This is a genomic window from Limosilactobacillus vaginalis (genome assembly GCF_025311515.1).
GTDB classification, from domain to species: Bacteria; Bacillota; Bacilli; order Lactobacillales; family Lactobacillaceae; genus Limosilactobacillus; species Limosilactobacillus vaginalis.
This window is the reverse complement of record NZ_CP104399.1, coordinates 1,422,493-1,449,470: the sequence shown is the minus strand read 5'-3', so window position 1 is coordinate 1,449,470 and position 26,978 is coordinate 1,422,493. Positions and strand designations below refer to the sequence as shown.

At 40.8% G+C, this 26,978-nt stretch carries 25 protein-coding genes and 3 pseudogenes; 24 read left to right on the top strand and 4 right to left on the bottom strand.

All coding sequences use genetic code 11. The features are described from left to right. Nucleotides 1-128: 128 nt before the first annotated feature. The 8 genes and pseudogenes from gatC (at nt 129) to N4627_RS07250 (ending at nt 9,073) form a co-directional block, all read left to right on the top strand. Nucleotides 129-446: an Asp-tRNA(Asn)/Glu-tRNA(Gln) amidotransferase subunit GatC gene (gene gatC / locus N4627_RS07285; RefSeq protein ID WP_003716693.1), complete on the top strand. Its 318-nt coding sequence runs from the start codon at nt 129-131 to the stop codon at nt 444-446. Then, complete coding sequence (gene gatA, locus N4627_RS07280; RefSeq protein ID WP_003716694.1) at nt 446-1,918, top strand: Asp-tRNA(Asn)/Glu-tRNA(Gln) amidotransferase subunit GatA; 1,473 nt, start codon at nt 446-448, stop codon at nt 1,916-1,918. Before gatC ends, gatA begins: the two co-directional genes overlap by 1 nt. 1 nt (nt 1,919) lies before the next feature. Next, on the top strand, nt 1,920-3,344 hold the full coding sequence (gene gatB, locus N4627_RS07275; protein ID WP_260964490.1) for an Asp-tRNA(Asn)/Glu-tRNA(Gln) amidotransferase subunit GatB: 1,425 nt from the start codon (nt 1,920-1,922) through the stop codon (nt 3,342-3,344). 9 nt (nt 3,345-3,353) lie between these two features. Next, the gene (locus tag N4627_RS07270) at nt 3,354-4,373 is read left to right on the top strand and encodes a diacylglycerol kinase (RefSeq protein WP_003716696.1); all 1,020 of its coding nucleotides are present in this window, start codon (nt 3,354-3,356) and stop codon (nt 4,371-4,373) included. A 97-nt stretch (nt 4,374-4,470) separates the two neighbouring features. After that, nucleotides 4,471-5,847, top strand: coding sequence for a 23S rRNA (uracil(1939)-C(5))-methyltransferase RlmD (gene rlmD / locus N4627_RS07265; RefSeq protein ID WP_260964487.1), 1,377 nt, complete (start codon nt 4,471-4,473; stop codon nt 5,845-5,847). Between the two features lie 418 nt (nt 5,848-6,265). After that, nucleotides 6,266-6,982: an NUDIX hydrolase gene (locus N4627_RS07260; RefSeq protein ID WP_040530834.1), complete on the top strand. Its 717-nt coding sequence runs from the start codon at nt 6,266-6,268 to the stop codon at nt 6,980-6,982. A gap of 104 nt (nt 6,983-7,086) precedes the next feature. Continuing rightward, nucleotides 7,087-8,517: pseudogene (locus N4627_RS07255) on the top strand (nicotinate phosphoribosyltransferase). Nucleotides 8,518-8,527: 10 nt separating this feature from the next. Further along, nucleotides 8,528-9,073: a cysteine hydrolase family protein gene (locus tag N4627_RS07250; protein ID WP_034525178.1), complete on the top strand. Its 546-nt coding sequence runs from the start codon at nt 8,528-8,530 to the stop codon at nt 9,071-9,073. Nucleotides 9,074-9,235: 162 nt separating this feature from the next. Here N4627_RS07250 and N4627_RS07245 read toward each other — a convergent pair. Beyond that, nucleotides 9,236-9,472 (bottom strand): annotated as a pseudogene (locus tag N4627_RS07245) (recombinase); the annotation flags it as partial. Between the two features lie 116 nt (nt 9,473-9,588). Here N4627_RS07245 and N4627_RS07240 point away from each other — a divergent pair. The 7 genes and pseudogenes from N4627_RS07240 (at nt 9,589) to N4627_RS07210 (ending at nt 15,648) form a co-directional block, all read left to right on the top strand. Beyond that, nucleotides 9,589-10,719, top strand: a pseudogene (locus tag N4627_RS07240) (IS30 family transposase). Nucleotides 10,720-10,944: 225 nt separating this feature from the next. After that, nucleotides 10,945-12,786: a heavy metal translocating P-type ATPase gene (locus tag N4627_RS07235; protein ID WP_260964476.1), complete on the top strand. Its 1,842-nt coding sequence runs from the start codon at nt 10,945-10,947 to the stop codon at nt 12,784-12,786. Nucleotides 12,787-12,871: 85 nt separating this feature from the next. Further along, nucleotides 12,872-13,105, top strand: a complete 234-nt coding sequence (locus N4627_RS07230; protein WP_098045514.1) for a heavy-metal-associated domain-containing protein — start codon at nt 12,872-12,874, stop codon at nt 13,103-13,105. Next, on the top strand, nt 13,102-13,647 hold the full coding sequence (locus tag N4627_RS07225; protein ID WP_003716725.1) for a hypothetical protein: 546 nt from the start codon (nt 13,102-13,104) through the stop codon (nt 13,645-13,647). The genes N4627_RS07230 and N4627_RS07225 overlap by 4 nt, the downstream gene beginning before the upstream one ends. A gap of 19 nt (nt 13,648-13,666) precedes the next feature. Continuing rightward, a complete protein-coding gene (locus tag N4627_RS07220; protein ID WP_098045513.1) occupies nt 13,667-14,302 on the top strand; it encodes a Crp/Fnr family transcriptional regulator in 636 nt (211 codons plus the stop codon). A 25-nt stretch (nt 14,303-14,327) separates the two neighbouring features. Next, the gene (locus tag N4627_RS07215) at nt 14,328-14,915 is read left to right on the top strand and encodes a uracil-DNA glycosylase family protein (protein ID WP_124031662.1); all 588 of its coding nucleotides are present in this window, start codon (nt 14,328-14,330) and stop codon (nt 14,913-14,915) included. A gap of 58 nt (nt 14,916-14,973) precedes the next feature. After that, entirely contained in the window at nt 14,974-15,648 is a 675-nt protein-coding gene (locus N4627_RS07210; RefSeq protein WP_124031661.1) for an aspartate/glutamate racemase family protein, read from the top strand. Nucleotides 15,649-15,668: 20 nt separating this feature from the next. On the opposite strand, the gene N4627_RS07205 is transcribed toward N4627_RS07210, so the two are convergent. Next, nucleotides 15,669-17,216, bottom strand: a complete 1,548-nt coding sequence (locus N4627_RS07205; RefSeq protein WP_289565654.1) for a recombinase family protein — start codon at nt 17,214-17,216, stop codon at nt 15,669-15,671. A 78-nt stretch (nt 17,217-17,294) separates the two neighbouring features. Further along, nucleotides 17,295-18,425: an IS30 family transposase gene (locus tag N4627_RS07200; protein ID WP_260964471.1), complete on the bottom strand. Its 1,131-nt coding sequence runs from the start codon at nt 18,423-18,425 to the stop codon at nt 17,295-17,297. Between the two features lie 257 nt (nt 18,426-18,682). On the opposite strand from N4627_RS07200, the gene N4627_RS07195 reads away from it, so the two are divergent. From N4627_RS07195 to N4627_RS07165, 7 genes are all read left to right on the top strand, one after another. Further along, nucleotides 18,683-18,880 (top strand): hypothetical protein, encoded by a 198-nt coding sequence (locus N4627_RS07195; protein WP_224758369.1) that lies wholly within the window; start codon nt 18,683-18,685, stop codon nt 18,878-18,880. Nucleotides 18,881-18,961: 81 nt separating this feature from the next. After that, complete coding sequence (locus tag N4627_RS07190; RefSeq protein ID WP_040530846.1) at nt 18,962-19,357, top strand: iron-sulfur cluster biosynthesis family protein; 396 nt, start codon at nt 18,962-18,964, stop codon at nt 19,355-19,357. A 105-nt stretch (nt 19,358-19,462) separates the two neighbouring features. Next, the gene (locus N4627_RS07185; protein ID WP_040530849.1) at nt 19,463-19,951 is read left to right on the top strand and encodes a prolyl-tRNA synthetase associated domain-containing protein; all 489 of its coding nucleotides are present in this window, start codon (nt 19,463-19,465) and stop codon (nt 19,949-19,951) included. Nucleotides 19,952-20,080: 129 nt separating this feature from the next. After that, a complete protein-coding gene (locus N4627_RS07180) occupies nt 20,081-20,749 on the top strand; it encodes a type 1 glutamine amidotransferase (protein ID WP_003716733.1) in 669 nt (222 codons plus the stop codon). Between the two features lie 153 nt (nt 20,750-20,902). Next, entirely contained in the window at nt 20,903-22,429 is a 1,527-nt protein-coding gene (locus N4627_RS07175) for a glutamate--cysteine ligase (RefSeq protein ID WP_003716734.1), read from the top strand. Nucleotides 22,430-22,505: 76 nt separating this feature from the next. Beyond that, on the top strand, nt 22,506-23,435 hold the full coding sequence (locus N4627_RS07170) for a lactate/malate family dehydrogenase (protein ID WP_098045316.1): 930 nt from the start codon (nt 22,506-22,508) through the stop codon (nt 23,433-23,435). After that, nucleotides 23,428-24,000 carry an LOG family protein gene (locus N4627_RS07165; RefSeq protein WP_003716736.1) on the top strand — a complete coding sequence of 191 codons (573 nt, stop codon included), beginning with the start codon at nt 23,428-23,430 and terminating at the stop codon, nt 23,998-24,000. The genes N4627_RS07170 and N4627_RS07165 overlap by 8 nt, the downstream gene beginning before the upstream one ends. Nucleotides 24,001-24,048: 48 nt before the next feature. Here the strand turns inward: N4627_RS07165 and N4627_RS07160 are convergent, their stop codons facing one another. Next, on the bottom strand, nt 24,049-24,411 hold the full coding sequence (locus tag N4627_RS07160; RefSeq protein ID WP_003716737.1) for a DUF4828 domain-containing protein: 363 nt from the start codon (nt 24,409-24,411) through the stop codon (nt 24,049-24,051). Nucleotides 24,412-24,568: 157 nt separating this feature from the next. Here N4627_RS07160 and N4627_RS07155 point away from each other — a divergent pair, with 157 nt between their 5' ends. Then, nucleotides 24,569-25,588, top strand: coding sequence for a Gfo/Idh/MocA family protein (locus N4627_RS07155; RefSeq protein ID WP_003716738.1), 1,020 nt, complete (start codon nt 24,569-24,571; stop codon nt 25,586-25,588). A gap of 13 nt (nt 25,589-25,601) precedes the next feature. Continuing rightward, the gene (locus tag N4627_RS07150; RefSeq protein WP_260964464.1) at nt 25,602-26,906 is read left to right on the top strand and encodes a DEAD/DEAH box helicase; all 1,305 of its coding nucleotides are present in this window, start codon (nt 25,602-25,604) and stop codon (nt 26,904-26,906) included. Nucleotides 26,907-26,978 lie beyond the last annotated feature (72 nt).

The following is a 26,978-nucleotide window of genomic DNA, read 5'->3' as shown; positions in this document are numbered from 1 at the left end:
TTATGAAACACTTTCTTTTCCCTTGAATATTTAAGGATGAATAGTTAAAACCATTAGTATTCTGTGCTAAAATTATTAAATGTATGTACTATATTTAAGCCATAATTACTGGAAAAGAGGTAGAGAGAATGGCCAGTAAGATCACTGAGCAACAAGTAGAACACGTTGCTGAACTTGCTAAGTTGGAATTCAAAGATGAAGAGCTTACCAAGTTTACCACTCAATTAGGAAGCATTATTGATATGTTTGAAGACCTCACTAATGTTGATACCGAGGGTGTTGAACCAATGACTTCAGCTTCAGATCGGGAAAATGTTATGCGTGAGGACAAGGCAGTTAAGAGCTCTAAAGAAGAGACCGACGCATTGCTTAATAACGCTCCTGATACTGATGATGGGTACATTAAAGTTCCTGCAATCATCGATGAAAGTGAGGACGGCGAATAATGGATTTCTATCAAACCGACTTAAGTCAGCTGCATGATGATTTAAAGAATAAGAAGATCAGTGCAACTGAATTAACGAAAGAAACCTTTGATCACATTAAGAAAAATGAAGATCAAGTAAAGGCCTTCATTACATTAAACGAAGAAGCAGCAATGAAGAAGGCTGCCGAAATTGACCAACAGGGAATTAGCGAAGATCAATTAACCTCTGGGATTCCTTTGGCAGTTAAGGATAATATTTTAACTAAGGGGTTAAAGACTACTGCAGCATCCAAAATTTTGGAAAACTTCAACCCTGTTTATGACGCAACGGTTGTTGAAAAGTTAAATAACAACGGCTTTATTAATGTTGGGAAGACCAATCTGGATGAATTTGCAATGGGTTCATCAACTGAAAACTCAGCATTCTTCACAACCCATAACCCATGGGATCTTACCCGGGTTCCTGGTGGTTCTTCAGGTGGTTCTGCTGCGGCAGTTGCAGCTGGGGATGTCCTTGGTGCCTTAGGAACTGATACTGGTGGTTCCATTCGGATGCCCGCATCATTTAACGGAATTGTTGGAATGAAGCCAACATATGGCCGGGTATCTCGTTGGGGAATCATTGCCTTTGGTTCAAGTTTTGACCAAGTTGGTTGGTTGACTCGAACGGTTAAGGACAACGCATTGTTAACCCAAATGATTAGTGGCAATGATGAACACGATATGACTTCATCCCTGAAGGAAGTTCCTAACTGGGCCGCTCAATTAAACGACGATACTAACGTTAAGGGCTTGCGAATTGCTGTTCCTAAGGAATACTTCGAAGGAATTAATGATGATGTTCATGAAGTAATTAAGAACGCCCTTGATCATCTTGAATCACTCGGTGCCGTCATTGATGAAGTTTCATTGCCTCATACTAAGTACGGTGTTCCTGCATACTACATTTTGGCCTCATCCGAAGCTTCATCAAACCTTCAACGATATGATGGGATTCGGTATGGTTTCCGGGCAAAAGATGTTAAGAACATTGAAGATGTTTATGTTCGTTCTCGGACTGAAGGTTTTGGTGAAGAAGTTAAACGGCGGATCATGTTGGGAACCTTCTCACTTTCAGCCGGGTTCTACGATGCCTACTTTAACAAGGCCGCTAAGGTTCGTCGCTTAATTGCTCAGGACTTTGACAATGTCTTCAAGGATCATGACGTTATTCTTGGTGCTACTGGTGCCTCAACAGCATTTAAGATTGGTGCTGAAATCGACGATCCACAAACCATGTACATGAACGATGTTTTGACAGTTCCTGTTAACATGGCTGGTCTTCCTGCAATGTCAGTTCCGGCTGGCTTCTCAGCTAAGAATGGCATGCCAGTTGGTTTACAAATTATCGGAAAGCCATTTGATGAACAAACAGTTTACAACACCGCTTATGTCTTTGAACAAACTACTGATGTTCACAAGAAGGCACCTAAGTTAGGAGGTCAAAACTAAGATGAACTTTGAAACAACGATTGGGCTAGAAGTCCACGTCGAATTGAAGACTAATTCAAAAATTTACAGTCCATCACCAGTAGAATATGGTGACCAGCCTAACAGAAATACTAATGTGATCGACTGGGGGTACCCTGGTGTTTTGCCAACATTGAACAAGGGCGTTGTTCGTGATGGAATTATGGCCGGCCTGGCTCTTCATGCTCAAATTGCTCGTCACATGCACTTTGACCGGAAGAACTACTTCTACCCAGATAACCCAAAGGCTTACCAGATTACTCAATCAGAAACACCAATTGCTCATGATGGTTGGATTGAAATTGAAGTTAATGGTAAGAAGAAAAAAGTCGGGATTGAAGAAATGCATATTGAAGAAGATGCCGGTAAGAACACTCATACCAGCAAGTACTCATATGTTGACTTAAACCGTCAAGGAACACCATTAATCGAAATTGTTTCTAAGCCGGACATTGCTTCACCTGAAGAAGCAGTTGCTTACTTGGAAGCTCTTCGTCAACGGATCCAGTTTACTGGGATTTCTGATGTGAAGATGGAAGAAGGGTCGATGCGTGTCGACACTAACATCTCCATTCGTCCGGTTGGTTCTGAACAGTTTGGTACCAAGACCGAAATGAAGAACATCAACTCCTTTAACTATGTTCGGAAGGCATTGGAATTCGAACAAAAGCGTCACCAAAATGTCTTGCTTTCAGGTGGTCACATTGCCCAAGAAACACGGCGTTATGATGAAGCTACTGGTGAAACAATTTCAATGCGGACAAAGGAAGGTTCCGATGACTACCGTTACTTCCCAGAACCAGATATTCCTGATTTAAACGTTGATCAAAAGTGGATTGACGAAATTGAGGCAGAAATGCCTGAAATGCCGGGTGAACGACGGGCGCATTACGTTAAGGATCTTGGCTTAACCGATTATGATGCGATGGTCTTAACTCAGACCAAGGAAATGTCTGACTTCTTTGAAGAAGCCGTTAAGGATGGTGGCGATCCTAAGCGGGTTGCTAACTACTTAATGAATGATGTTAATTCTTACTTGAACGATAAGCAGGTTGACTTACCTGATACTAAGTTGACACCAGCTAACTTGGCCGGGATGGTTAAGTTGATTGAAGATGGCACCATTTCCTCCAAGATGGCAAAGAAAGTCTTCAAGGGAATTCTTGATGGCGAAGAACCAAGCGCTTACGCTAAGGAACATGGTTTGGTTCAATTATCTGACCCAGCTCAATTGCAACCAATCGTTGATGATGTTTTAGCAAACAACGAACAATCAATTGCGGACTTTAAGAACGGTAAGGATCGGGCTGTTGGTTACCTGATGGGCCAAATCATGAAGCAAACTCGTGGTAAGGCTAACCCACAAGTTGTTACTAAGTTGTTGATGAAGTCGTTAAACGCTAAGTAGTTTGGAGGGATGACCGTGCGAAAACGTGCTCGGATAATTTATAACCCCACTTCTGGTCGTGAAACTTTCCGGAGTGATCTCGTTGATATTCTTTCAATCTATGAAAAGGCTGGCTACGAGACCAGCGCTTTTGCCACGACACCAGCACCAGACTCAGCAAAGAACGAGGCAACTCGTGCAGCTAAGGAAGGCTTTGACCTGATCGTCGCTGCCGGTGGTGACGGAACCCTTAATGAAGTAATTAACGGGATTGCCGGATTAGAACACCGGCCAACTTTGGCAATTATTCCCGCCGGAACGACAAACGACTATGCGCGGGCGTTACGAATTCCTCGTGATGATCCGATTGCTGCAGCCAAGTTGATTTTGAAGAAAAATAAGAAATTCAAAATTGATATTGGTAAAGCAGGCGAGAATTACTTCATGAACATTGCCGCTGGGGGAACGATGACTGAATTAACTTACGAGGTTCCTTCGCAAATGAAGTCTCTCTTTGGTTATGCGGCATACTTTGCTAAGGGTGCAGAACTTATTCCGCGGATCAAGCCAATTGAGATGCAGATTAAGTACGATGGCAAAGAATATCGGGGTAACGCAACGATGTTTATGATTGCCCTAACAAATTCTGTTGGTGGTTTTGAACAAATCGTTCCCGATGCTTCTCTTGATGACGGTAAGTTTACGATGATTATCGTGAAGAAGACGAACATGATTGATATGTTGAGTCTGATGGCAAAAGCCTTACAAGGAAAGCACCTGGATGATCCACGAATCATCTATGAGAAAGCAACCGATATTGAGGTAATTCCGTTAAACAAGGACGATCGCTTAATGGTTAACCTTGATGGTGAATACGGTGGCGATGCGCCAATGGAATTCCACGATTTGAAACAACATATTGAAGTTGTTGCTAACCTTGACGAAATTCCTGATGATGCTATTACAGTTTCTGATGATTTTAAGCGGGTTGAACAAGACTTCGTGAAGAGTGTTGATGATATTAAGGATCGCGAAGAAAAACAAAATTAAATTGAAAAACGGCTAGCATCCTAAAAATAGGAAGTTAGCCGTTTCTTTTGTTATAATAGGGAAAGTTTGTCACGTTGAAATTATCGGAGGATTAATCTTGAAATTAAATATTCCAGTACACAAAAATGAAGAATATCCTGCTAAGGTAGTGGATTTAACTTATGAGGGTAACGGGGTTGTGAAGATTGATGATTTTCCAGTCTTTGTTCCGAATGCCTTACCCGGGGAAGAAATCACAGTAAAAATTACAAAAGTTGCTAGTCATTTTGCTTGGGGCCGGGTAATGGCATGGCAGACGAAAAGTCCTGACCGGGTTGATGTTAAGGATAAGAAGTATATCCAGACAGGGATTGCTCCGCTTGGTCACCTTAAATATGAAGCTCAATTAAAGTTTAAACAGCACCAAATTGCTGAGTTGCTGGCAAAGGCGCACCTAGATGAGATTGAGGTGTTGGCAACGATGGGGATGGACAAACCATACCATTACCGGAATAAGGCCCAAGTACCGGTCAAGATGGTTCGTGGTCAATTGGAGACTGGCTTTTACAAACGCGGAAGTCATACCTTAGTACCAATCGAAGACTTCTATATTCAAGATCCAGCTATTGACCAAGTAATTATCGTGGTTCGTGACCTATTACGGAAATATCATGTAACACCATACGATGAACGAACTGGTAAAGGTGTTATCCGAACTGTCATGGTGCGTCGAGGATATTATAGTCATGAAGTAATGGTAGTGCTAGTCACCAATACGAAGCGATTACCAATGGCAGAACAAATCGTTGATGGCATTGTAGCAGTCGTACCTGAAGTAAAGAGCATCGTTCAAAACATCAATGACAAGAAGACTAACCGCTTACTTGGCGACAAGAATAAAACGCTCTGGGGTGCCGATGAAATTCATGACCAATTGCTCGGCATTGATTTTGCAATCTCACCATTATCTTTTTACCAAGTTAATCCGCAACAAACTGAACGCCTTTACCAAACCGCCATTGATAATGCTGGTTTAGATGGCAGTCAAACAGTTATTGATGCTTATTGTGGAATTGGGACGATCTCGTTGGCAGTTGCTAAGCACGCCAAGCAAGTTTACGGGGTTGAAATTGTTCCTGCAGCGATTGATGATGCCAAGTACAACGCCAAGCGCAACGGCATTAAGAATGCTAAATTCGTTGTCGGTAAAGCGGAAGAACAATTCGCTAAGTGGCAAGAAGATGGCTTAAAGCCAGATATCGTGATTGTTGACCCACCACGTAAAGGCCTTGCTGAATCGTTGATTGAGGCTACTGGTAAGATGGCACCACAAAAGGTGATTTATGTTAGCTGTAATCCAGCCACATTAGTCCGTGATATTCAACGCTTTGCTGAACAAGGATACCATGTGACGAAACCGATTCAGCCAGTTGACCAGTTCCCACAGACGACGCATGTTGAGTCTGTTACAGTCCTTGAACGTACAGAAAAATAGCCGATAAACGCCGGTATGACGGTATTTATAGATAGTTAAAAGTGTGCATTTTCCTTTCTGAACGATTGGAATTTGCACACTTTTTCTATTTAGGGCCGGCGGGTCGAGTGTTCAATGTCCTATTTTGATAGTCGAGTAGACAAAGGTCCAGTTTGGCAGGTCGTGTCGATTAGGGTAGTGAAAGTAGAGGTGAGCGTTGATATGGTAGTGTTTGTGGTATGTATGAATCGGTCAGTTTGGTACTAAAGATTGAGTTAATAATATTGAATTTATGCTAATTCGGTTAAAATATCGAAAATTTGGGCTCTTTGTCAATGGGTAAGGATGAAGAGAATTTGGAGAACTAGACTAAGCCACCTTGGCTTTTTTTATTATTGTGATTCTTGATTGCGCTATAATATTTTATGAGGTGAAAGAGATGGCTGACAAAGTTGTTGCGCGTCCGCTAATTACGATTGCAAATGTTATTTGGAGTTTTAATCCCCTGACCCATTTACCACAAGTCCTGCTGGTCAAACGGGCTTATCCGCCATTTGAGGGCCACTGGGCTTTACCAGAAACCCTATTGCGGCGGGATGAAAGTGCTGACGTTGCCTGTATCCGCCTGATTAAGGATAAAATTGGTGTTCGTCTATCAAACAGTGCTACCGAACAGTTGGCAACCTTCACCGATCCCGACCGGGTAAGCGGTGAGCGGGCCTTGGCGATTGCCTACATGACTTTCTTACCGACAATGCCGCAACTGAGGGCCGGGTACGGAGCAACCGAAGTCGGGTGGTTTAGTCTTAACTTTGACCACGGAAAGTTTATCTTGCAAAATGATGACTTAGTTTTGAGTTTGGCTGCAGGGTCGGCGCTAGCATTTGACCACCACCAAATTATTAATACGGCCATTGTACGAATTAAAAATAAACTGGACTACCAGCCAACCATTTTACAGATCTTAGGACCGACTTTTACCCTTCGGCAAGCCCGCGAAGTTTATGCTACTTTCCGCCAAACAACGGTCGATCAAATTGATAATTCTAATTTTAAAAAGACCCACCAAAAACTGTTTAAGGAAGTTGGTACCGCCGCAACAAAGCGGTCAGGCCGGCCACCAAAGTTATTTAAACTGGTACTACCTTGCGTCTAAAAATAAAAGTGCTACAATCAGTGATAATAAAAGTTCAATATACTTTTATTTTTTTGCGGTAGTTAAAGTATTTTTTACCTAAATTTGTTAGGAGTTATTTAATAATGAAGCATGAATTATTAACCGACATGTATGAGTTTTCAATGGCCAACGGTTATTATCAAACATTTCCCCACGATAAGTAGGCGCGCTTTGACGTCTTTTACCGTAAGGCGCCCGATGATGGCAGTTTTGTGATTAGTGCTGGATTGATGCAAGTAATTGATGAAGTTAAGAACTGGCACTTTTCAACTGATGACATTGCTTATCTGCGGTCCCTTAACCACTTTAGTGACGACTTTCTCTTTTACCTGACGGCAGCTCACAACCGCTGCTCAATTAAGGCAATCCCAGAAGGCACGCCAGTCTTCCCACAGGAACCAATCCTTAGTATTAGTGGCCCACTAATTGATGTCCAACTTCTTGAAACCCTGATCTTAAACATCATTAACCACCAATCATTGATTGCAACGAAGGCATGGCAGATCACCAGCGTTACTGGCGGACGCCCAGTAATGGAATTTGGTGCACGACGGGCGCAGGGGCCTGATGCCGCAATATATGGTGCGCGGGCTGCCATTATTGGTGGGTGCAGTAGTACCTCCAATGTGCTAGCTGCCAAGCTGTTTAACCTTCCGGCGGTGGGGACGATGGCCCACGCCTGGATTGAAAGCTTTCCTGATGAATTAACGGCCTTTCGTGCCTGGGCCAAAATTTACCCTGACAATGCTGCCCTGTTAGTTGATACCTACGATGTGGTTAACTCTGGGGTACCGAACGCAATTAAAGTCTTTAAGGAATTGCGGGCAGCTGGCCACGAACCGGTTGGTATCCGCATCGATTCTGGTGATATTGCCCAGTTGGCAACCAAGGCCCGGAAGATGATGGACGAGGCTGGTTTTACCAACGCTAAGATTACTGCTTCAAACGCCCTTGATGCCCACATTATTAAGTCATTGCTTGATGAAGGGGCACCACTGGATAACTTTGGGATCGGTGAGCGACTAATTACCAGTTCATCCAGTCCAGTATTAAGCGGTGTTTATAAAATGTCGGCATTAGAAAATGATGGCAAATGGGTGCCAAAGATCAAGATTAGTAATAGTCGCGAAAAGATTACGCTCCCTGGGAATAAGCAGGTTTACCGGCTCTACGATAAGCATGATCCCCAACACGCTGTTGCCGATGTAATTGCCCTGGCTGACGAGCAGATTGGAACCGAAATTGCGGCAATCAATGCTGATGTTCACGTCACCTGGAATAAAGTGATTTTAACCGACTTCATTGCTAAGCCACTGCTTAAGCAAGTTTTGACACTGGGAAAAGCGGCGCCAATTGAAACCGACACTTTTGCCATCCAGCACTTTGCGCAGACCGAATTAGCACAGCTGCCAGCGGCTGCTAAGCGGTTGCTTAATCCGGACCGCTTCCCGGTTTATTTAACCAAGCGGTTAGCTGACTTGCAACAAAAGCTGGTTGATGAGGCACAAAAATAAGGAGTTAGCAATGACTAAAGCATTATTAATTATTGATTATACAAACGATTTTGTCGCTGACAATGGTGCGCTTACTTGTGGCAAGCCAGCGCAGGAATTAGAAGATTATTTGGTTCAGCTGGCCAACCGTTTTTACCAAAATGGCGACTACGTAATTTTCCCGACTGATGCCCATTGTGGGGACCGGTTTAGTCCAGAAGCTAAACTCTTCCCGCCACATAACGTGGTCGGTACGCCTGGTCAACAGCTATACGGCAAGGTTAATGACTGGTTTGAACAACATCAGGCCAGTGACCGGGTTTACCAGTTTAATAAGAACCGCTATTCATCATTTCAAAATACTAATCTTGATAACTACCTGCGGGAACGAAAAATTGATAACTTGTGGATTGCAGGTGTTTGCACCGATATCTGTGTCCTGCACACCGCAATTGCCGCCTATAATTTGAACTACCAGATTGCGATTCCGGTTAAGGGGGTCGCCACCTTTACTAAGCATGGTCAGGAGTGGGCGCTTGACCATTTTAAGAATTCACTGGGTGCGACGCTGGTTTAATGAATTTTGACTGCCTGCTATGAAGTAAGAGCCCCAGTACTTGAATATTAAAATTAGTTCTTTTCATCGGGGCTGTTATTTCTTGCAATCTGCCAAATTAAAAAACTACAATCTAAAAACAGCACCCAACTCAAATAAGTGAGTGCTGAATATCCCAAGTTTTCACATATTAACTCTAATTACTTCACCATCTTTGAACGTGAATTCCATGTAGCGTTGGAAGATGGTGATTTTTTCTACCAAGCGACGAACCAATTGTTCATCAAAGTCAACTAAGCCATACTTGTGCAATTCGACTAATTTGTTGATTTCATCAAGGCTGTGTAGTTTGGCTTGTTGATTAGTTTCCCGACTCTGTACTTTTTCTTTTTGTTTGCGAAGGTCCATAATTTGTTGGGTGGTGGATTATAGAATGAAGTTAGCCACCCAGTTGGTGGTAAATAAAAAACGCCATTCGGCGTGACATCAGGTATCATATTAAGTGAACCAAACCTATATGAAAGGATGTCCGTCAAATGACGCACTTAAATGATACCATGTCTACTAGTTTATTGACTACTCATAAAAAGAATGCTCATCTTACTAAAGAAGAACGTGTGATGATTGCGACTTTAAAGTCGCAAGGACTTTCCAATCGCGCAATTGGTCGCCAATTAGGAGTTAATCATCAAACAATTAATAACGAGCTCAACCGTGGTACGGTCCGCCAACTTCGTCGTCAAAAATCTAATGGTAAGATTTACGAATATTCTTACTACATCTATAGTTATGAAGCTGGTCAGGACACATATCTTGAACATCACCGCCATTCTGGTCGTCGTCGCTTATATTATTCTTCAAAGCAATTTTTACGATTAGCTGATCAGCTAATGCTTGGTGAGTTTGACGACCACCATTACTCCCCACAAGCGGTTATTTATAAGGCTCGAGATTTAATGAATGATGGCACCCTGATCCCAAAGTCGGTTGTAACTTTATATCAATGGATTAATGGGGGTGTGCTTCGTACGTCCAATTTAGACCTCTTTGAAAAACCTAAACGTAAGCATCATCGAACTCATCCGCGAGCTAAAAGGTGCTTAGGGCCTAATATTGCTCAACGACCTCAAACTGCGGACCAACGGTCCGAAATTGGCCATTGGGAACTGGATACAGTTCAGGGACAGAAAAACGGTAATGACAGTGTTGTACTAGTAATGACTGATCGCCTTTCACGAGTTAATATCACGAGTAAAATTGCTGGTAAAACTGCGCATGCAGTAAATCAGTTCTTTATAAATTTGCGCCAGAAAATGGGCACAGATGCTTACTATCGCATCTTTAAGACAATCACCTCTGACAACGGTTCAGAATTTAGTGAGTTAACACAAGTTCACGATCATGTTTTCTATGCTGATCCGTATTCCCCTTGGGAACGTGGATCCAATGAGATCAATAACCGGTTTCTCCGCAAGGAGATTACCAAAGGTGAAGCTATAAATAACTATAGTAGTGCTCAGATCATAGCGACTAATGATTAGATGAATCACTATCCACGAGCTATGTTTAATGGACATTCGTCAATGGATATCTATCGTAAGGCCTTCTACCAAGAGATATCACAGCTCCATCAACCAATAATCAATTGGTCAGTATTATTTATTTGAGTCCAGTGGCTAACTTATTCTTGAAATTTAGGGTCTATGCTTTTTGCATGGTTTCTAGTCTTTTTTGTATATTCTTTCTGTTATTAAACGAAATTTACACGATAAAATTGTGATTTTTTGCTTAAAAGATGAATATAAAAAGACACTAGTATCTTGATAACAGTCAAGTCACCTAAATTGTTTTTTACCTATGATGTGTAGTGTCAAGAAAGGGAGAGGTGAAAAATGATTAAGTTACAACAATTTTTTATGAGGTACAAAAAGCAGCTTTTGCTTGTTAATACTATTCTGCTGTTGCTTGCTGAAGGATCTAAATGGCTATTGCACATGAATTTGCCATACCAGGCTTTAATGCTTATCGTGGGGATTGTCGGAGTGCTTCCAATTGCTTTGACGGCTATTTCATCTTTAAAGGTTAAATTAATTTCTATTGATGTTTTAGTATCGCTGGCGGTAATCGGTGCCTTCATTATTGGTGAATTTAATGAAGCAGCCATTGTTACTTGGCTATTCATGTTAGGAGATGTGTTGGAAGAATTAACTTTAAGAAAAACTCGGTCAGCCGTCGCTGATTTGACTCAAATGGCACCACAAACTGCGTTAGTTATTCAAGATGATGGCTCAACTGAGAAAGAAGACATCGATTTCATTGATCCTGGTGAAAAGATTTTAGTTAAAACTGGTGATCAGGTTCCAGTCGATGGCAAGGTTATTTCAGGTTCTGGTTATCTTAATGAAGCCAGTGTTAACGGTGAATCTAAATTAGTTAATAAAAAAGCCGGTAATGAAGTATATGCAGGAACTATCCTTGAAAACGGTACATTGACTGTCGAAACTACCGCAGTCGGTGAAGATACGACTTTCGGTAAAATTATCGAAATGGTTGAAGAAGCACAAGATACAAAGTCACATACAGAAAAGTTAATTAACCGGTTTTCCAAATATTACACTCCCACCGTACTTATAATTGCAATTGTTGTAGGTTTAATTACTAAAGACCTTAGGCTGGCTATTACAGTTATGGTGCTGGGTTGCCCAGGTGCTTTAGTTATTGGTGTGCCAGTATCTACAGTTGCTGGTATCGGTAATGGTGCTAAAAGTGGCATTATGTTTAAAGGGTCGCAAGTGATGGACCAAACTCATCGGATTGATGAAATTGCTTTTGATAAAACCGGCACTTTGACTGTTGGACATCCAGAAGTTAGTGCAATTGAGGTATTAAATGGGCCCAAAGATGAAATTATTAAATTAGCTGCTCAAATTGAGCGTCAAAGTAACCACCCCTTAGCTCAGGCAATTGCAAAATTAAATAAACAAAAGCCAGCTTCAATTAAAGTGGAAACTGTTAAGGGTAAGGGAATCATCGCCACTTTAAATAATCAAAAATATTATTTAGGTAACCAAGACTTAATCATTGAAAATACCCGTACCAATGCAAAATTGGATAAGACAATTAATCATTTAAGTCAATTAGGTAATTCAATTGTCGCTTTTGCTAATGAAGACCAAAGTCAATTAGCTGTTTTTGGCATTAAAGATCAATTGCGCCCAGAAGCTAATGATGCTTTAACCCACTTAAAAGAATTAGGAGTTAAGAAGCTAGTGATGCTTTCTGGAGACAATCAAGAAACTGCTGAACGAATTGCGGCGAAGTTGCCAATCGATGAAGTTCATGGTCAAATGTTGCCACAAGACAAGGCTGCTTTTGTTAAAAAAGAAAGAGCTAAGGGACACCATATTGCTTTTATTGGTGATGGGATCAATGATAGTCCGGCCTTAGCTAATGCTAATGTTGCAATTGCCGTTGGTAGTGGAACGGATGTTGCCATTGAAGTTTCAGACATAGTTTTAGTTAAAAATGACTTGCGGAAGATCGCTTATGCCCTTGGCTTATCCAAGAAGACAATTTTAAACATGAATGAAAATATCGTGATGGCTTTACTGACAGTCTTATTGTTGTTCATCGGTTTGTTTGCGGGTTATGTTGGAATGGCAAGTGGGATGTTTATTCATGAATTTAGTATCTTAATTGTTATCTTGAACGGGATGAGATTAATCAAATTTTAACAAAAAATTGACGATCATCAAGTTTATAATCAACAAAACAAAGTAGCATTAGATATGTAAATTAATAAGGAAGGGGAATTTAATCATGGAAAAAGTAATGATGAAATTATCTGGCATGACCTGTCCTTCATGCTTAAGTAAAATTGAAAAAGCGGTTGATAATTTGGATGGTACTGACCAAATCAAAGTTTTATTCAATGCAGGAAAATTAAAATTCATGTTGGATCCTGATAAGACTAAAACTATTGATGTCAAGACGGCTATTGAAAAAATGGGTTATGAAGTACAAGGAATTAAGGAAAAGGAGCTCAATCAATGAATGCAGAAGAAAAATATCAGGCGGAATTGAAGCAAAGTAATCTTGATCACCACCAGCCAACTGCAGCTGCCATGACTGGTCACATTATTTCTAACTTGTTAATCCATTCTTTAAAGATTAACCAAGCTAACTTATTTGCTAAAGGATCTGCTAGTCTTTTTTTAGCCGAAAAAGCTACTGGTTGGATTGCTTATGAACGTCAGGAATTTGATCAATTGAATCACTTATTGGTTAATAATGGTGAAAGTATTCCAACAATTACAGCTCAATTTAAGGAATATACTATGCTAGAAGAAGATGGCAGTAGTAAATATTTAGCAGGTGATAAGCAATTATTTGCCTTGGTAAAAGATTTTGATACGCAAACGCTCTTCATTACTAAGGCAATTGCTTTAGCTAACAATGAAAGTTGGCCAGAATTATCTGCTAATTTAACTAATTTAATGGCTTGGATTAAGGAGCAAATTCGGGTAACTCAAGACTTCCTAGTTCATGAACTAAAAGAAGGATTGTATGTCGAAGACGACGATGATGACTTTTAATTAAAGGACGATGAATTTAATGGCTGATTTATGTGTTAACTTAGTACCACTATTTAATGCTTTACCTCAGGATGAGAAGATGCAAATCGAAAAATTGGTTCAGCATAAAAACTATCAAAAAGGTGAGTTGGCGATCGAGCCTATGGGGAGCAAAAATTTAGTAATCGTGGCTCAAGGGAGTGCTAAACAGTATACATTAGATGAAGGCGGCCATGAAAATATTTTACAGATTCTACATACGGGCGATTATGTTGGCGAGAATTGGCTTTTTGGCCAAGAGAATATTAATAATTACGTAGAGACTACGGAATTTAGTGAAATCTGCTTATTAAAACGGCGAGATTTGGTGCAATTAATGCATGAACAACCAGAATTAAGTATTAGGCTACTGGAACTAAATATGGATAAAGTCTCGAAAATGCAAACACAGATTCACTTATTGACTTTACCTAAAGTGGAAGACCGGCTACTAGAATATTTACAAGCATATGCTGATGAAATTGAAAAAAATAGTTTTGCCTTGCCTTTAAAAATGAAAGACCTAGCCTTATATCTTGGAACAACACCGGAAACTTTATCTCGTAAGTTTGCTTTATTAGAAAAACAAGGTCGATTAAAACGTAAAGTACGTCAAATTAAGTTATTTCAAAACTAGCTTAAAGGAAAGCGGGTTAGATCGTATGCAAAGTAAATTTCAGAAAATCTTTCAAGAAATTCAGGTGGATCCTGAGAACGCAGTATTTACAAAGCAAGGAATAAAACCACTTTATTATGCTTCTTCATCAGCCAGAATAAACATAATTGGTCAAGCACCTGGACGAATTGCTCAGGAAAAAATGAAATTTTGGGATGATCCAAGCGGTGACCGTCTACGGGCTTGGCTAGGAGTATCTAGAGATGTTTTCTATAATTCTGGAATGATTGCCATTTTACCAATGGATTTTTATTATCCGGGAAAGGGAGGATCCAGTGATCTTCCACCGCGTAAAGACTTTGCCCCAAAATGGCACCCCCAGCTACTGAAATTAATGCCTAATATTCAGTTAACCATTTTAGTGGGCGCTTATGCGACGAGAAGGTACCTTCACCTAAGGTATAAAGATCGGTTGACTGATGTTGTCAGGAATTATCGGCAATACTTGCCAGACTATTTTTCAATTGTTCACCCTTCACCCCGTAATCAGGTTTGGGAATCAAAAAATCCCTGGTTTAAACAGAAGGTAATTCCAGACCTGCAAAGAAGAATTCAAATAATTCTAAATAATTAGGGGATGATCCAAATGCAGAAACTAGGCATTATACGGTGGTATAGGCCCAGAAGCAACAATGAATTATTATTCGGCAATCATTAAGCAGTATCAGGAGCGGGTCGGGACTGATAAAGAGCTGCCTCGTATCACTATCGAATCCATTAATATGTACCACATGTTCCGTCTGCTTGATGCTCAACAGTATGAGAAAATCGCCGGTTATGTAGGAGCTGCGGCCAATAATTTATTGAAAGCCGGGTGTGACTTTGGCTTGATATGTGGCAATACGCCCCATCTATTATTTGATAAGATTCAAGCGCGCACTGATTTGTCATTGTTAAGCATTGTCGAGACAGCGGTAGCGGCTGCTCAGCAGTTGCACCTTCAACGATTGGCTTTACTAGGCACCAAATTTACAATGCAAAATGACTTTTTCATCAAACCATTTCGAGAGGCCGGAATTGAAGTTTGCCGTCCCAGTGAAGATGATCAACCCATAATTCATCAAAAAATTGTAGACAAACTCGAAAACGGGATTGTTAAGAAAGAGACTAAGCAGCAGTTAATGACAATTATCAATAAGATGGTTCAAAAAGATCACCTTGATGGTGCAGTCTTGGGATGTACCGAATTGCCGTCAATCTTAGGGCAGGAAGATTTCAAGAACATTCAAGTGTTTGATATTGCTCAGGTTCAAATCAAAGCTGCTGTGGATCAACTTCTAAAAACAACACCCAGCCAAAATAGCTGAGTACCACATATCCTAAATATTTACATCATAACTTTAATCACTTCACCATCTTTGAACGTGAACTCCATATAGCGTTGAAAGATGGTGATTTTTTCGATTAGCCGGCGAACTAGCTGCGGGTCGAATTCTTGAAGACCATGTTGATGTTCATCTACAAAGTCACTGACCTGGTCGATATTGTGGAGCTTGACTTGGTTTTCGGATTCAATCTCCTGGACCTTTTCCTTTTGTTCACGTAATTCCATCACTTGCTGGGTGAGGTCATTACAGTTTTGGTGCTGGTTAGCTGCTTGGATCAGCTTCAACTGAGCTTCTTCTAGCCGTTTGTCCAGCTCCTCAATCGTAGGGCTTTTAGAATTCCTAACAATTTTCATGATATTGGCTTTGATTTGCTTATCCGCTAATTCATGACTTTCGATTAGCTGGTTGATGGCATCAAGGGTAGCGGTCTTGAGAAGAGGTTCCTTGATATTGCGAATCATGCAGCGCCGGCCTTTCTTACTGCGTTTAATGCGGCTGGCACAGCGCCAAACGGCAACCTTAACGGGGTTATACCACATATTTCGCTGAAAGATGTCACCGCATTTGCCGCAATAGACCCGTTGCGAAAAGCAGTACTTGCTGTTGATCCGCCGGCGTTTGCCATTCTTAGTGGTGATTCCGTTGTGGCGCCACCGGATCAAATTCTGCACCTGCATAAAAACGGACTTGGGAATGATGGCGGGATGATCGTTCTCAACATAATATTGCGGCATGATGCCATTGTTTTTAACGCGTTTCTTGGTTAGAAAGTCAACGGTGTAAGTTTTCTGTAATAGAGCATCGCCCATATACTTTTCATTCTTGAGGATCAAGGCAATGCCGCTAGAGTGCCAATTAGTTTTCTTGCCACCCGTTAAGGCACCGTCTGCCTTAAGCGATTCGGCAATTTGCTTCATCGTCATCCCTTGCAGGTAGCTGTAGAAGATCTGTTTGACCGTTTTGGCTTCCTCTGGTTCAATCACCAGGTTGCCATCTTTATCCTTGGTGTAGCCGAGAAAGTGATTATGGTTGATCAAAACTTTGCCTTGCTGGTAACGGTATTGCAAGTCGAGCTTAACGTTCTGCGATAACGACTCGCTTTCTTGCTGGGCAAGTGAAGCCATGATGGTGATGAGTACTTCACCTTTGGCATCCATGGTGTTGATATTTTCTTTCTCGAAGAAGATGGCTACATTGATGGCTTTAAGGTCACGAATGTATTTTAAACAATCGATTGTGTTTCGAGCAAAACGGCTAATTGACTTGGTAATCACCAAATCGATCCGGTGGTTATGACAATCAGCCAATAACTCTTTTAAGGCATTGCGGTGATTCAGTTTGGTGCCTGAAATGCCTTCATCAAAGTAGATCCTAGCTAGCTGCCAATTAGGGTGGCGATTAATATATTCTTGATAATGTTGCCGCTGATTTTCTAGGCTTTCCGATTGTGCAACGTTGTCAGTGGATACCCGGCAATAGGCCGCTACTCTTAATTGTTTGACATCATCGATAAAGCCAATGTTGTAACCTCGGCCTTCAAACCAGATGTTAGTGTTTTCATCAATATCATTACGGTAGCGAATAATGAAAGAACCTAAATTTCAAGAATAAGTTAGCCACTGGACTCAAATAAATAATACTGACCAATTGATTATTGGTTGATGGAGCTGTGATATCTCTTGGTAGAAGGCCTTACGACAGATATCCATTGACGAATGTCCATTAAACATAGCTCGTGGATAGTGATTCATCCAATCATTAGTCGCTATGATCTGAGCACTACTATAGTTATTTATAGCTTCACCTTTGGTAATCTCCTTGCGGAGAAACCGGTTATTGATCTCATTGGATCCACGTTCCCAAGGGGAATACGGATCAGCATAGAAAACATGATCGTGAACTTGTGTTAACTCACTAAATTCTGAACCGTTGTCAGAGGTGATTGTCTTAAAGATGCGATAGTAAGCATCTGAGCCCATTTTCTGGCGTAAATTTATAAAGAACTGATTTACTGCATGCGCAGTTTTACCAGCAATTTTACTCGTGATATTAACTCGTGAAAGGCGATCAGTCATTACTAGTACAACACTGTCATTACCGTTTTTCTGTCCCTGAACTGTATCTAGTTCCCAATGGCCAATTTCGGACCGTTGGTCCGCAGTTTGAGGTCGTTGAGCAATATTAGGCCCTAAGCACCTTTTAGCTTGCGGATGAGTTCGATGATGCTTACGTTTAGGTTTTTCAAAGAGGTCTAAATTGGACGTACGAAGCACACCCTCATTAATCCATTGATATAAAGTTACAACCGACTTTGGGATCAGGGTGCCATCATTCATTAAATCTCGAGCCTTATAAATAACCGCTTGTGGGGAGTAATGGTGGTCGTCAAACTCACCAAGCATTAGCTGATCAGCTAACCGTAAAAATTGCTTTGAAGAATAATATAAGCGACGACGACCAGAATGGCGGTGATGTTCAAGATATGTGGCCTGACCAGCTTCATAACTATAGATGTAGTAAGAATATTCGTAAATCTTACCATTAGATTTTTGACGACGAAGTTGGCAGACCGTACCACGGTTGAGCTCGTTATTAATTGTTTGATGATTAACTCCTAATTGGCGACCAATTGCGCGATTGGAAAGTCCTTGCGACTTTAAAGTCGCAATCATCACACGTTCTTCTTTAGTAAGATGAGCATTCTTTTTATGAGTAGTCAATAAACTAGTAGACATGGTATCATTTAAGTGCGTCATTTGACGGACATCCTTTCATATAGGTTTGGTTCACTTAATATGATACCTGATGTCACGCCGAATGGCGTTTTTTATTTACCACCAACTGGGTGGCTAACTTCATTCTATAATCCACCGAACTTTTTCCGCCGACCCAATCTAATCAGCAAAAGGAAAAGATCCAATCAGCTGATGAACAGTTACAATCACAGTTTTATCAGCGACACGAAGAGTACCATACATTTAAGAGTATCTACAATGCCTGTTTTATTGTCGTTATGATGATTTGGGGATGCCTTTTCCCATTAATTCACAGTAATGCTTTGTCCTCAATCCTTGGTGTGCTATGGATTGGTGGCTGGATGATCTTTGCCCCGCTAAAAAGAGAGATTGTGATTAAGAAAATTGGTCCTAAATTAGATGCTAAGTATCCGTTAACTGTTAACCGGATTGATAAGAATAAAAAGGTAAAGTAAAGTTTCGTGAGCATCTTCCTTTATCTCTTATAAAAAGTGAGTAAAATAATAATTACAATATCACTTAAAGGGGAGTTGCTTATGAAAAAATTAACCGTAACTGCTGCGGCAATGGATCGACTCAGAAAGTACATGAGCCCTGATAAGCAAATTGTCTTGGACTTTGATGATGGGGTAGGTCCATTTTCTGCAATCGGCAATTGTAACTTAGATGCTAACTACCGGTTAATTTTTGTTAACCGCGATGTTAAGCTACCTGATTTTGATGAGATTGTTAGTTCCAATATTGGTGACATTCGGATTAAGAGCGAATGGTATGCTAGTGCTCAATTTGAAGACCAAATGGAACTTCGCTTTGATCCAAAGCATTTTACGATGCCACTGGTTAGCCCAACCAAAATCTTAACTGATAACGTTGAAGTGGTAGAAATTAATGAGCCGCTTAAGACGGAATACAGCGGTACTCATGATTGCTAACAAATAATATAAACCAACTGAAAATATACAAACGAAGCTGCGAACTCTAATCCATAATGACTGTTCGTGGCTTTATTTATAAGTGCATTTAATAAGGAGAATAATATGACTCCACAGCAAATTTATCAATTGCTAAATGATAATAAAATTGAATACCAGGTAGTTCATCATCCAGCCGTTTTTACGACAGATGAAGCGGATCAATATGTACAAAACTACTCGTTTGCAAGGACAAAGAATCTCTTTCTCCATACCCATAATCGGAAAAATTATTTCCTATATATTCTTCCAGAAGATAAGCGCTTCGATGAAAAAAGCTTTCGTCAGGCAGTTGGATCATCCCGATTATCATTTGCTTCCTCAGATGAAATGAGTCAGATCCTAAACGTAACTCCGGGGATGGTGTCACCCTTTAACCTCTTTAATGATCGACAGCATCAGGTATCGCTAATTATTACGCAAGAAGTTCTTAAAATGAATGAGTTAATTGGAGTCCATCCAAATACCAATACCCAGACTGTTATATTGAAAACCACTGATTTACTGGCACTTTTGAAAAAGATCGGTACCACTATTCAAATAGTAGATCTTTAGTTTTCATTGATATTAAAATAACTTCTCATTGTCGCTCGCTTTTATTGACACCTGATCTGAATAACATTAAAATTCTAGTGACTAAGTAGGAGTACGTTGGGGAGTAAATAAAAATAGGAGTATTAGGTAATGAGAGTAAATATCTTGCAGCATACGTCCAATGAAGGACCCGGATCAATTCGGGATTGGATTCATGCAAATAACAATGAAATGTATGTTTATCACCCGGATCAATTTGGCAATTTACCAACTGCAGCTGAGACTGATATGCTGGTTGTTCTTGGTGGTCCAATGAGTCCTAATGATGACTTTCCGTGGTTAGAAGAAGAACGAGAATTAATTAGGACTTTGATTGATGAACGTAAACCAATCTTTGGTGCTTGTTTAGGAGCGCAACAGATTGTTAAAGCGCTAGGCTACCAAGTTAGCCAAGCTCCCCATAAAGAAGTTGGCTGGGCACCAGTTTATCGACAAAACGATGCAATTCCAGGTATTCCAGAAAAGTTAACAGCTTTGCATTGGCACCAGGATATGTTTGAGATTCCTGATGATGCTAAGCTGCTTTTTAGTAGTGATTTAAATGAAAATCAAGGCTTCCTTTATCACGACAACGTTATCGGTCTGCAATTTCACTTTGAACCAATGAAGGACAATGTTCGTGAGATTGCAATTAACGATAATCAGTACCCGCTTGAAAATAATGACCTTCATCAAACAGCTGCTGAAATTATTAACCACGATGTTCCAGCAGAGAATAAGCAGGTAATGTTCAAACTGCTCAATTACATTACAAAATAAAGCACTTTAGCATCTCAAAGCATTTCAGTAAGCAACCGTTAATTCAGTTGTCTTTTGCGCAATTATTTGATTATTGTCACTTCGCTTTTGAGGTTGCTAATTCAGTATCCAAAGTGTTATTGTGTATGGTATATGAGAAATGAGGTGATTTGAATGGCTGATCGATATGCCGTAATTCGTCAAGCATTAAGCGAGCCAGAGTTAAATGCAAAACTATTTGCGTCAGAGTTTGGACTAGAGGCAAAGAAGCACCGGGTATTAACTAACGGTCGAGCAAGTCGGTACCCTTATCCAGAGGCGCTCCGTTCTCGTCGTCATAACTTGTATTTGAATTCTGGCTTTACTGACAACATGATTGACTTTGAAACGTCACCAGTTGTTGGAAGTAAGAATGCTGTTCGTCAGTTGAAGATGCTTGAACAGATTATGGTTGGCCAACTTCATGAGGATGAACGACTATGGCCTCTCAGCCTTGCTCCAGCGCCTGTCTATAATCATGATTTAGACTACCTAATGACTGCCAATACCAAGTCTTGGGACCAAGCAAACCACGATTACCTAGGCAAAAAATACGGAATTACCCAGGAATTGTTGGGTGATGTCCATGTTAATTTCAGCCTTAACAAGGAACTTTTGAAAGCCTTATACGAACAATTCTATAAGGATGAGTATCATTCACTTGTTGATTTTCAAAATCATCTGTATTTTAAGATGGCACAGTGCTTTGTCCTTTATCAATGGCTATTCACTTACCTTTACGGTGCAAGCCCAGTTTCTGAAGATGTGAATGTACCGGAACACCTTGAGTTACCGGTTCGTAGTTTGCGGTGTAGTGATTATGGTGATGATAACTTGCCTAATGAACAAGTTAGCTATAATTCATTAGAAGAACATTTTTCTAAGCTACAGCAATTCTTGGATGATGGTACTTATTACAGCATTAAGGAATTCTTCGGTCCTGTTCGTTGTCGGCGTCATAACCAAGACGTTGGTGATTTACAGGGGATGTTGACTAAGGGTATTAATTATCTTGAATTCCGTTCGTTTGATCTTGATCCGCTTTCTCGGACAGGAGTTAGTGACGATACGATTAATTTCCTTGAATTGTTAATGATTAATACGTTAGTTAAGCCGCTTCCGGATAATTTACCAGAAAAACTAGCAACAGCACGAAAGCTTAATAATGAGGTAGCACTTCAAAAGCCAAAAGAACAAACTCCAGAAATGCACGAGGCCGCTATTAAGATTATTGCTGAATTGCAGGATTTGGTTGATGAATTTAATGCACCACGTGAGTATCGGTTAGCTCTTAAATTTGTTCAACGTCGGGTTGACGATCCAGCGTTGACGATTAGCGGTCAATTGGCTGATCAGATTGAAAACGGCAATTTACTTTCGTTCGGCTTAAAGCTGGCTAATGATCGTTTTACTGCTAATATGAACATGTCTCACCCGCTTCAGGCAATTAGCAATGAGTATTCTGATGATACGCAGCGTTTGATCAAAGCGGCCATTGAATTGGGAGTAAATGTTTCATTTGATGATGATGGTGTCACATTGACGGTTGGCGATCATGATGAAACTTATGAAGCTCAAGGAGAATTTGATTTCCCAGATGGTCCACGTAAGTACATCTTAGATACATTCCCTGAAGCAATTAAGTTTCAAGAACAACAATAAATTAGATATTATTAATGAATAATGGGGCCTCACAATTCCTTGTGGTGCCTCGTTTTTGGTTAAGGAGGAGCGTAAGATGCGGAAAATTGGAATTATTGGTCTGGGACATGTTGGACGACTATTGGCACATGATCTAGTAACAACCGACAAAGTAGATCAGTTAGTCTTAATCGATCAAGATGATGATTTAGCTGTTGGCTTGAAAGCCGATTTAGAAAATGCCCAAACCGCCTTAATGACAAGTACCACAATCACTATTCAGGACTACGCAGCCTTAAAAAATGCGGATATTTTGATAACAGCATTTGGTGATAGTCAGCTTCTTAAAGAGCATCAGATGGCTGAGTTAACAAGGAATGGGCAAGCTGTTGAGGAGATCGCACCACGAGTTAAGCAAAGCGGCTTTTCCGGAATTGTCTTAAATATTAGTGATCCCAATGAAGCAATTACGGCTTACCTTCAGCAGCAACTTGCTTTACCACCAAAACAAGTAGTGGGAATTGGGACAACAATTGATACTATGCGAATGCGCCAGGCAGTTGCTAAAGCTGCTCAGTTATCATCACAGAATGTTAGTGGCTTTGTATATGGTCAGCACGATGGCGAAAAGGTGTTTGCTTGGTCAACAGTTACTGTCAATGGTCAAAATTTGGAAAAGTCGATTAACGGCCACCATCTCGATCAAAATAAACTAGGGATTAACGCTGATTTGGATAATTGGTATACGCTAAACGGCTTGGGCTACAATGCGAGTGCCGTTGTTGTCTGGACCATTCAAATTATTTCTGCAATTTTAGGTAGTGGTGAACTAAGTGTTCCGCTGGCAATTTATCAACCACAGTATGAAGGATATGTAAGTTTTCCAACCTTAATTAATCGTAACGGTCAGGGGAATCCACTGTTATTAAACCTCTATCCTGTAGAAGAAGCAGCCGTTAAAACAGCCGCCAACGCAATCCAACAGCAAATTGCAATTTTGCAACAAGGAGGGGAAGAAAATGATTAAATTATTAGCTGTATACTGCGGTGCAAGAGATGGCAGTGATAAAAAGTATTTAGAAGCAGCTCGTCAATTAGGTGAGTGGATGGCTGCTCACCGAATCGATCTTGTATACGGTGGTGGTCAATTTGGCTTAATGGGGGCCGTTGCCAATGGGGTCCTTGATAATGGCGGAACCGTTCACGGCATTATTACTGAAACCCTTGCCAGCCGTGGTGCTGCTTATGAAAAAATTCAGGATCTCAAAATTGTTCCTGATATGGATCACCGGAAAGAAAAGATGATGGCAATGGCAGATGGAATGCTAGCCCTTCCTGGTGGTATTGGGACACTTGAAGAAATTAGTCAGGCCGCCTCATGGATCACGATTGGAGAAAATCCCAAGCCGGTTGCCTTTTATAATCAAGATGACTTTTACTCACCACTTGAACAAGTATTTAAACACATGTCTCACGAAGGTTTCCTCGAGAAGACCTATCTCGATAGCATGTGCTTCAGTGACGACTTTGACCAAATCCTTGACTTCATGGAACACTATCACGCTCCTCACTACCGGGAATATAAGAAATAGTTTTAAAAATCAAAGAGGTCATGAAGCAACAAGAGCTTTTCATGACCTCTATTTTAGTGGTTGAATTGTATAGACCTGATCATCAGCTTCATCAATTAATGAAACTGGACGCTGATCATTGGCTTGAATTGTAATATGATAGCCAAATTTATCGAGATAAACTAATTTATCTTCACGAACTAGTTGAACTGTTGCGGGAATTTCTTGATTGTCAATTCCCAGCTTTAATTCAGGAGAGATGGTAATTATATGGGTTCGGTTGCGTTCATGATCATAATATTGCCAAGTACCAGCATAGAATATCGGTAACGCAGCCGATGTGTTACTTTTCTTCGCGTGACTGAACCCTAACGTACTAGAGAGCCCAGCCATTAGTCCCGCGCCGAAAAGTAACATTCCCTTTTTTCTCATATTCCATCAATCTCCTCAATTATGTGATAAGTCATTTTTCTACAAACTTATTATACACATAATTATATGATCGAAAGATTTCATTTCTGTTAAAAACAAGCAATAATTGGTATGATTAATGTAACAAGTTAAATATCTGATAAGGGAGTTGGCTTAAATGCTTAAGTTAGGAATTATTGGAACTCATATTATTACGGATCAAATGCTTGATGCTGCCAAGACTACTGGCAAGTATCAACTAACCGCGGTCTATTCACGGACACTGGACCGGGCTAAGGAATTTGGTAAGCCATATGGTGCTACAGAATTTTATGATGATCTTGAAAAATTCTTTGAAGATGGTGACTTTGACGTTGTTTACATCGCGTCACCAAATAGTTTGCATTACCAACAAGCACGCTTAGCAATTGAAAATGATAAGTTTGTGATTGTTGAAAAGCCAGCATTTGTAAACCCAAGTGAATTTTCCGGGATTCAATCCTTACTGGCGGCTCACCCGAAGGCACGCCTAGTTGAAGCTGCTCGTCATATCCATACGCCACTCTACAAGGAAGGGCTGAAGAAAGTTGACGAGATGAAAGAGCATTATGTTCAAGGCGCAACGATTACTGTAATGAAGTACTCCTCACGGTATGACAAGGTTTTGGCAGGGGATGAACCTTATCCAAATATCTTTACCCTGAAGTATGCTGGTGGTGCTTTAATGGATCTCGGTGTTTACGCAGTTTATGGTGCACTGACAATGTTTGGCCAGCCACAATCCGTTGTTTACTACCCGACCCTATGCAAGACAGGTGTTGACGCTAAGGGTGTTGCCATTTTGAATTATGACAAATTCAGTGTGACCTTAAACTTTGGGAAGACAGCTAACTCATACTTGCCATCCGAAGTTTATGGCTTAAAGGATACCCTTGTTTTTGATAGTATTTTTGAAACCCAAAAGGTAACGTACTACGATACCGACAAGCAAGCACACCAACTTGATGTACCAGTAGAGAAGAATTCAATGACAGATGAAATGAACGACTTTGCTGACTTGTTCAATGATCCAGATAATGAAGAACAAATGAAGAAGTACAAGGGCTGGATGGACCTTTCAGAAATGGTTAACTCCGTAATGTACTCACTCCGTCAATCAGCTCAACTAGAATTTCCAGCAGATAAAGATCAAGAATAGGATGGGATAACATTTGATCGAACAATTTCAAGAAAAATTTAATCAGCAATTTAAACAACCGACTGAAATCCAAGAGGCAGTTGCTAAACCATTAGCTGAAGACAAGTCAATCCTCGGTATCGCGCCTACTGGTTCAGGGAAAACACTGGCATTTACTTTGCCTCTTCTTCCGAAAATTATGCCCGGGGCTGGCACCCAGCTATTAGTTCTCGCGCCATCACAAGAATTAGCGATCCAGACGACCCGGGTAATGCGTGAATGGGCTAATATTATTGGCGTTAAAGTCCTTGCCTTAACAGGTGGTGCTAACCTTCGCCGACAGGTAATGAAGCTTCGTAAACATCCGGATGTCGTTGTTGGTACGCCGGGGCGAGTTCTCCATATGCTGGATAACCGGAACCTCAAGCTTGGTCATCTTCAGACGATGGTGATTGATGAGGCAGATGACTTACTGCGTGACGATACTTTGGCTGTTGTTGAAGATATTGAGCGTGCTACGCCATTAAGCGCTCAGTTAGCGTTCTTTTCTGCTACTAAATCGCCAGTGTTTAAGCAACTTTCAGTGATGTTCGGACGGGATATTTTAACCCTTGATGTTACTGATAGTGACCATACTCGGGGAAATGTTCGTCACGGGTATATTGATGCGCGAACGAATGCGCAAAAGACTGCTGTCCTTCGTCGGCTGACCAGTATCAAAGATTTTCGTGGCTTGGTATTCTTTAATAGTACCCGGACACTTCATTATGCCGCTAGTCGTCTTCGTCACGAACATATGACAATTGGAACTTTGGGTGGCCGACAGAAGCAAACGCAACGTGAAAAGGCGATGCGGATGTTTCGGAAACGCCAGATTAAGTTATTACTGACAACAGATGTTGCTGCGCGGGGGATTGATATTCCTAAGCTTCCTGCTGTTATTAACTTTGATTTGCCAACAGAAACGAATACTTATATCCACCGTGTTGGGCGGACAGGCCGTCAAGGTGAACCAGGACTGGTAATTAACTTAGGTGATGATCACGATATCCGTGATTTGAAAAAGCTCCTTGCCCCAACTGATTATCATTTGGAGCATCTTTACATTGATAATGACCAAATTACGGATCAAAAACCACAAAAGGGTCAAAAGTCAGTTTCAGTTCGGCGGCAAAACAGTCGGCAATTGCAAAAAGAACAGTGGAATGACAATGCAAGTGTCGAAAAGACTGTTCATCACACCCTTGGTAAACTGACAAAGCCGAAAAAGAATCCTCATAAGAAAAATCGGAAAAATAAGGGGATTCGTCTCAAGCACCGCCGTAAGAGTGGGATGTGATTAAGGCAGTGTTTTGAATAATTAATGAAAAAGAGTAAAATTAGCTTTACGAGTTTGTTCGTAAATGCGATA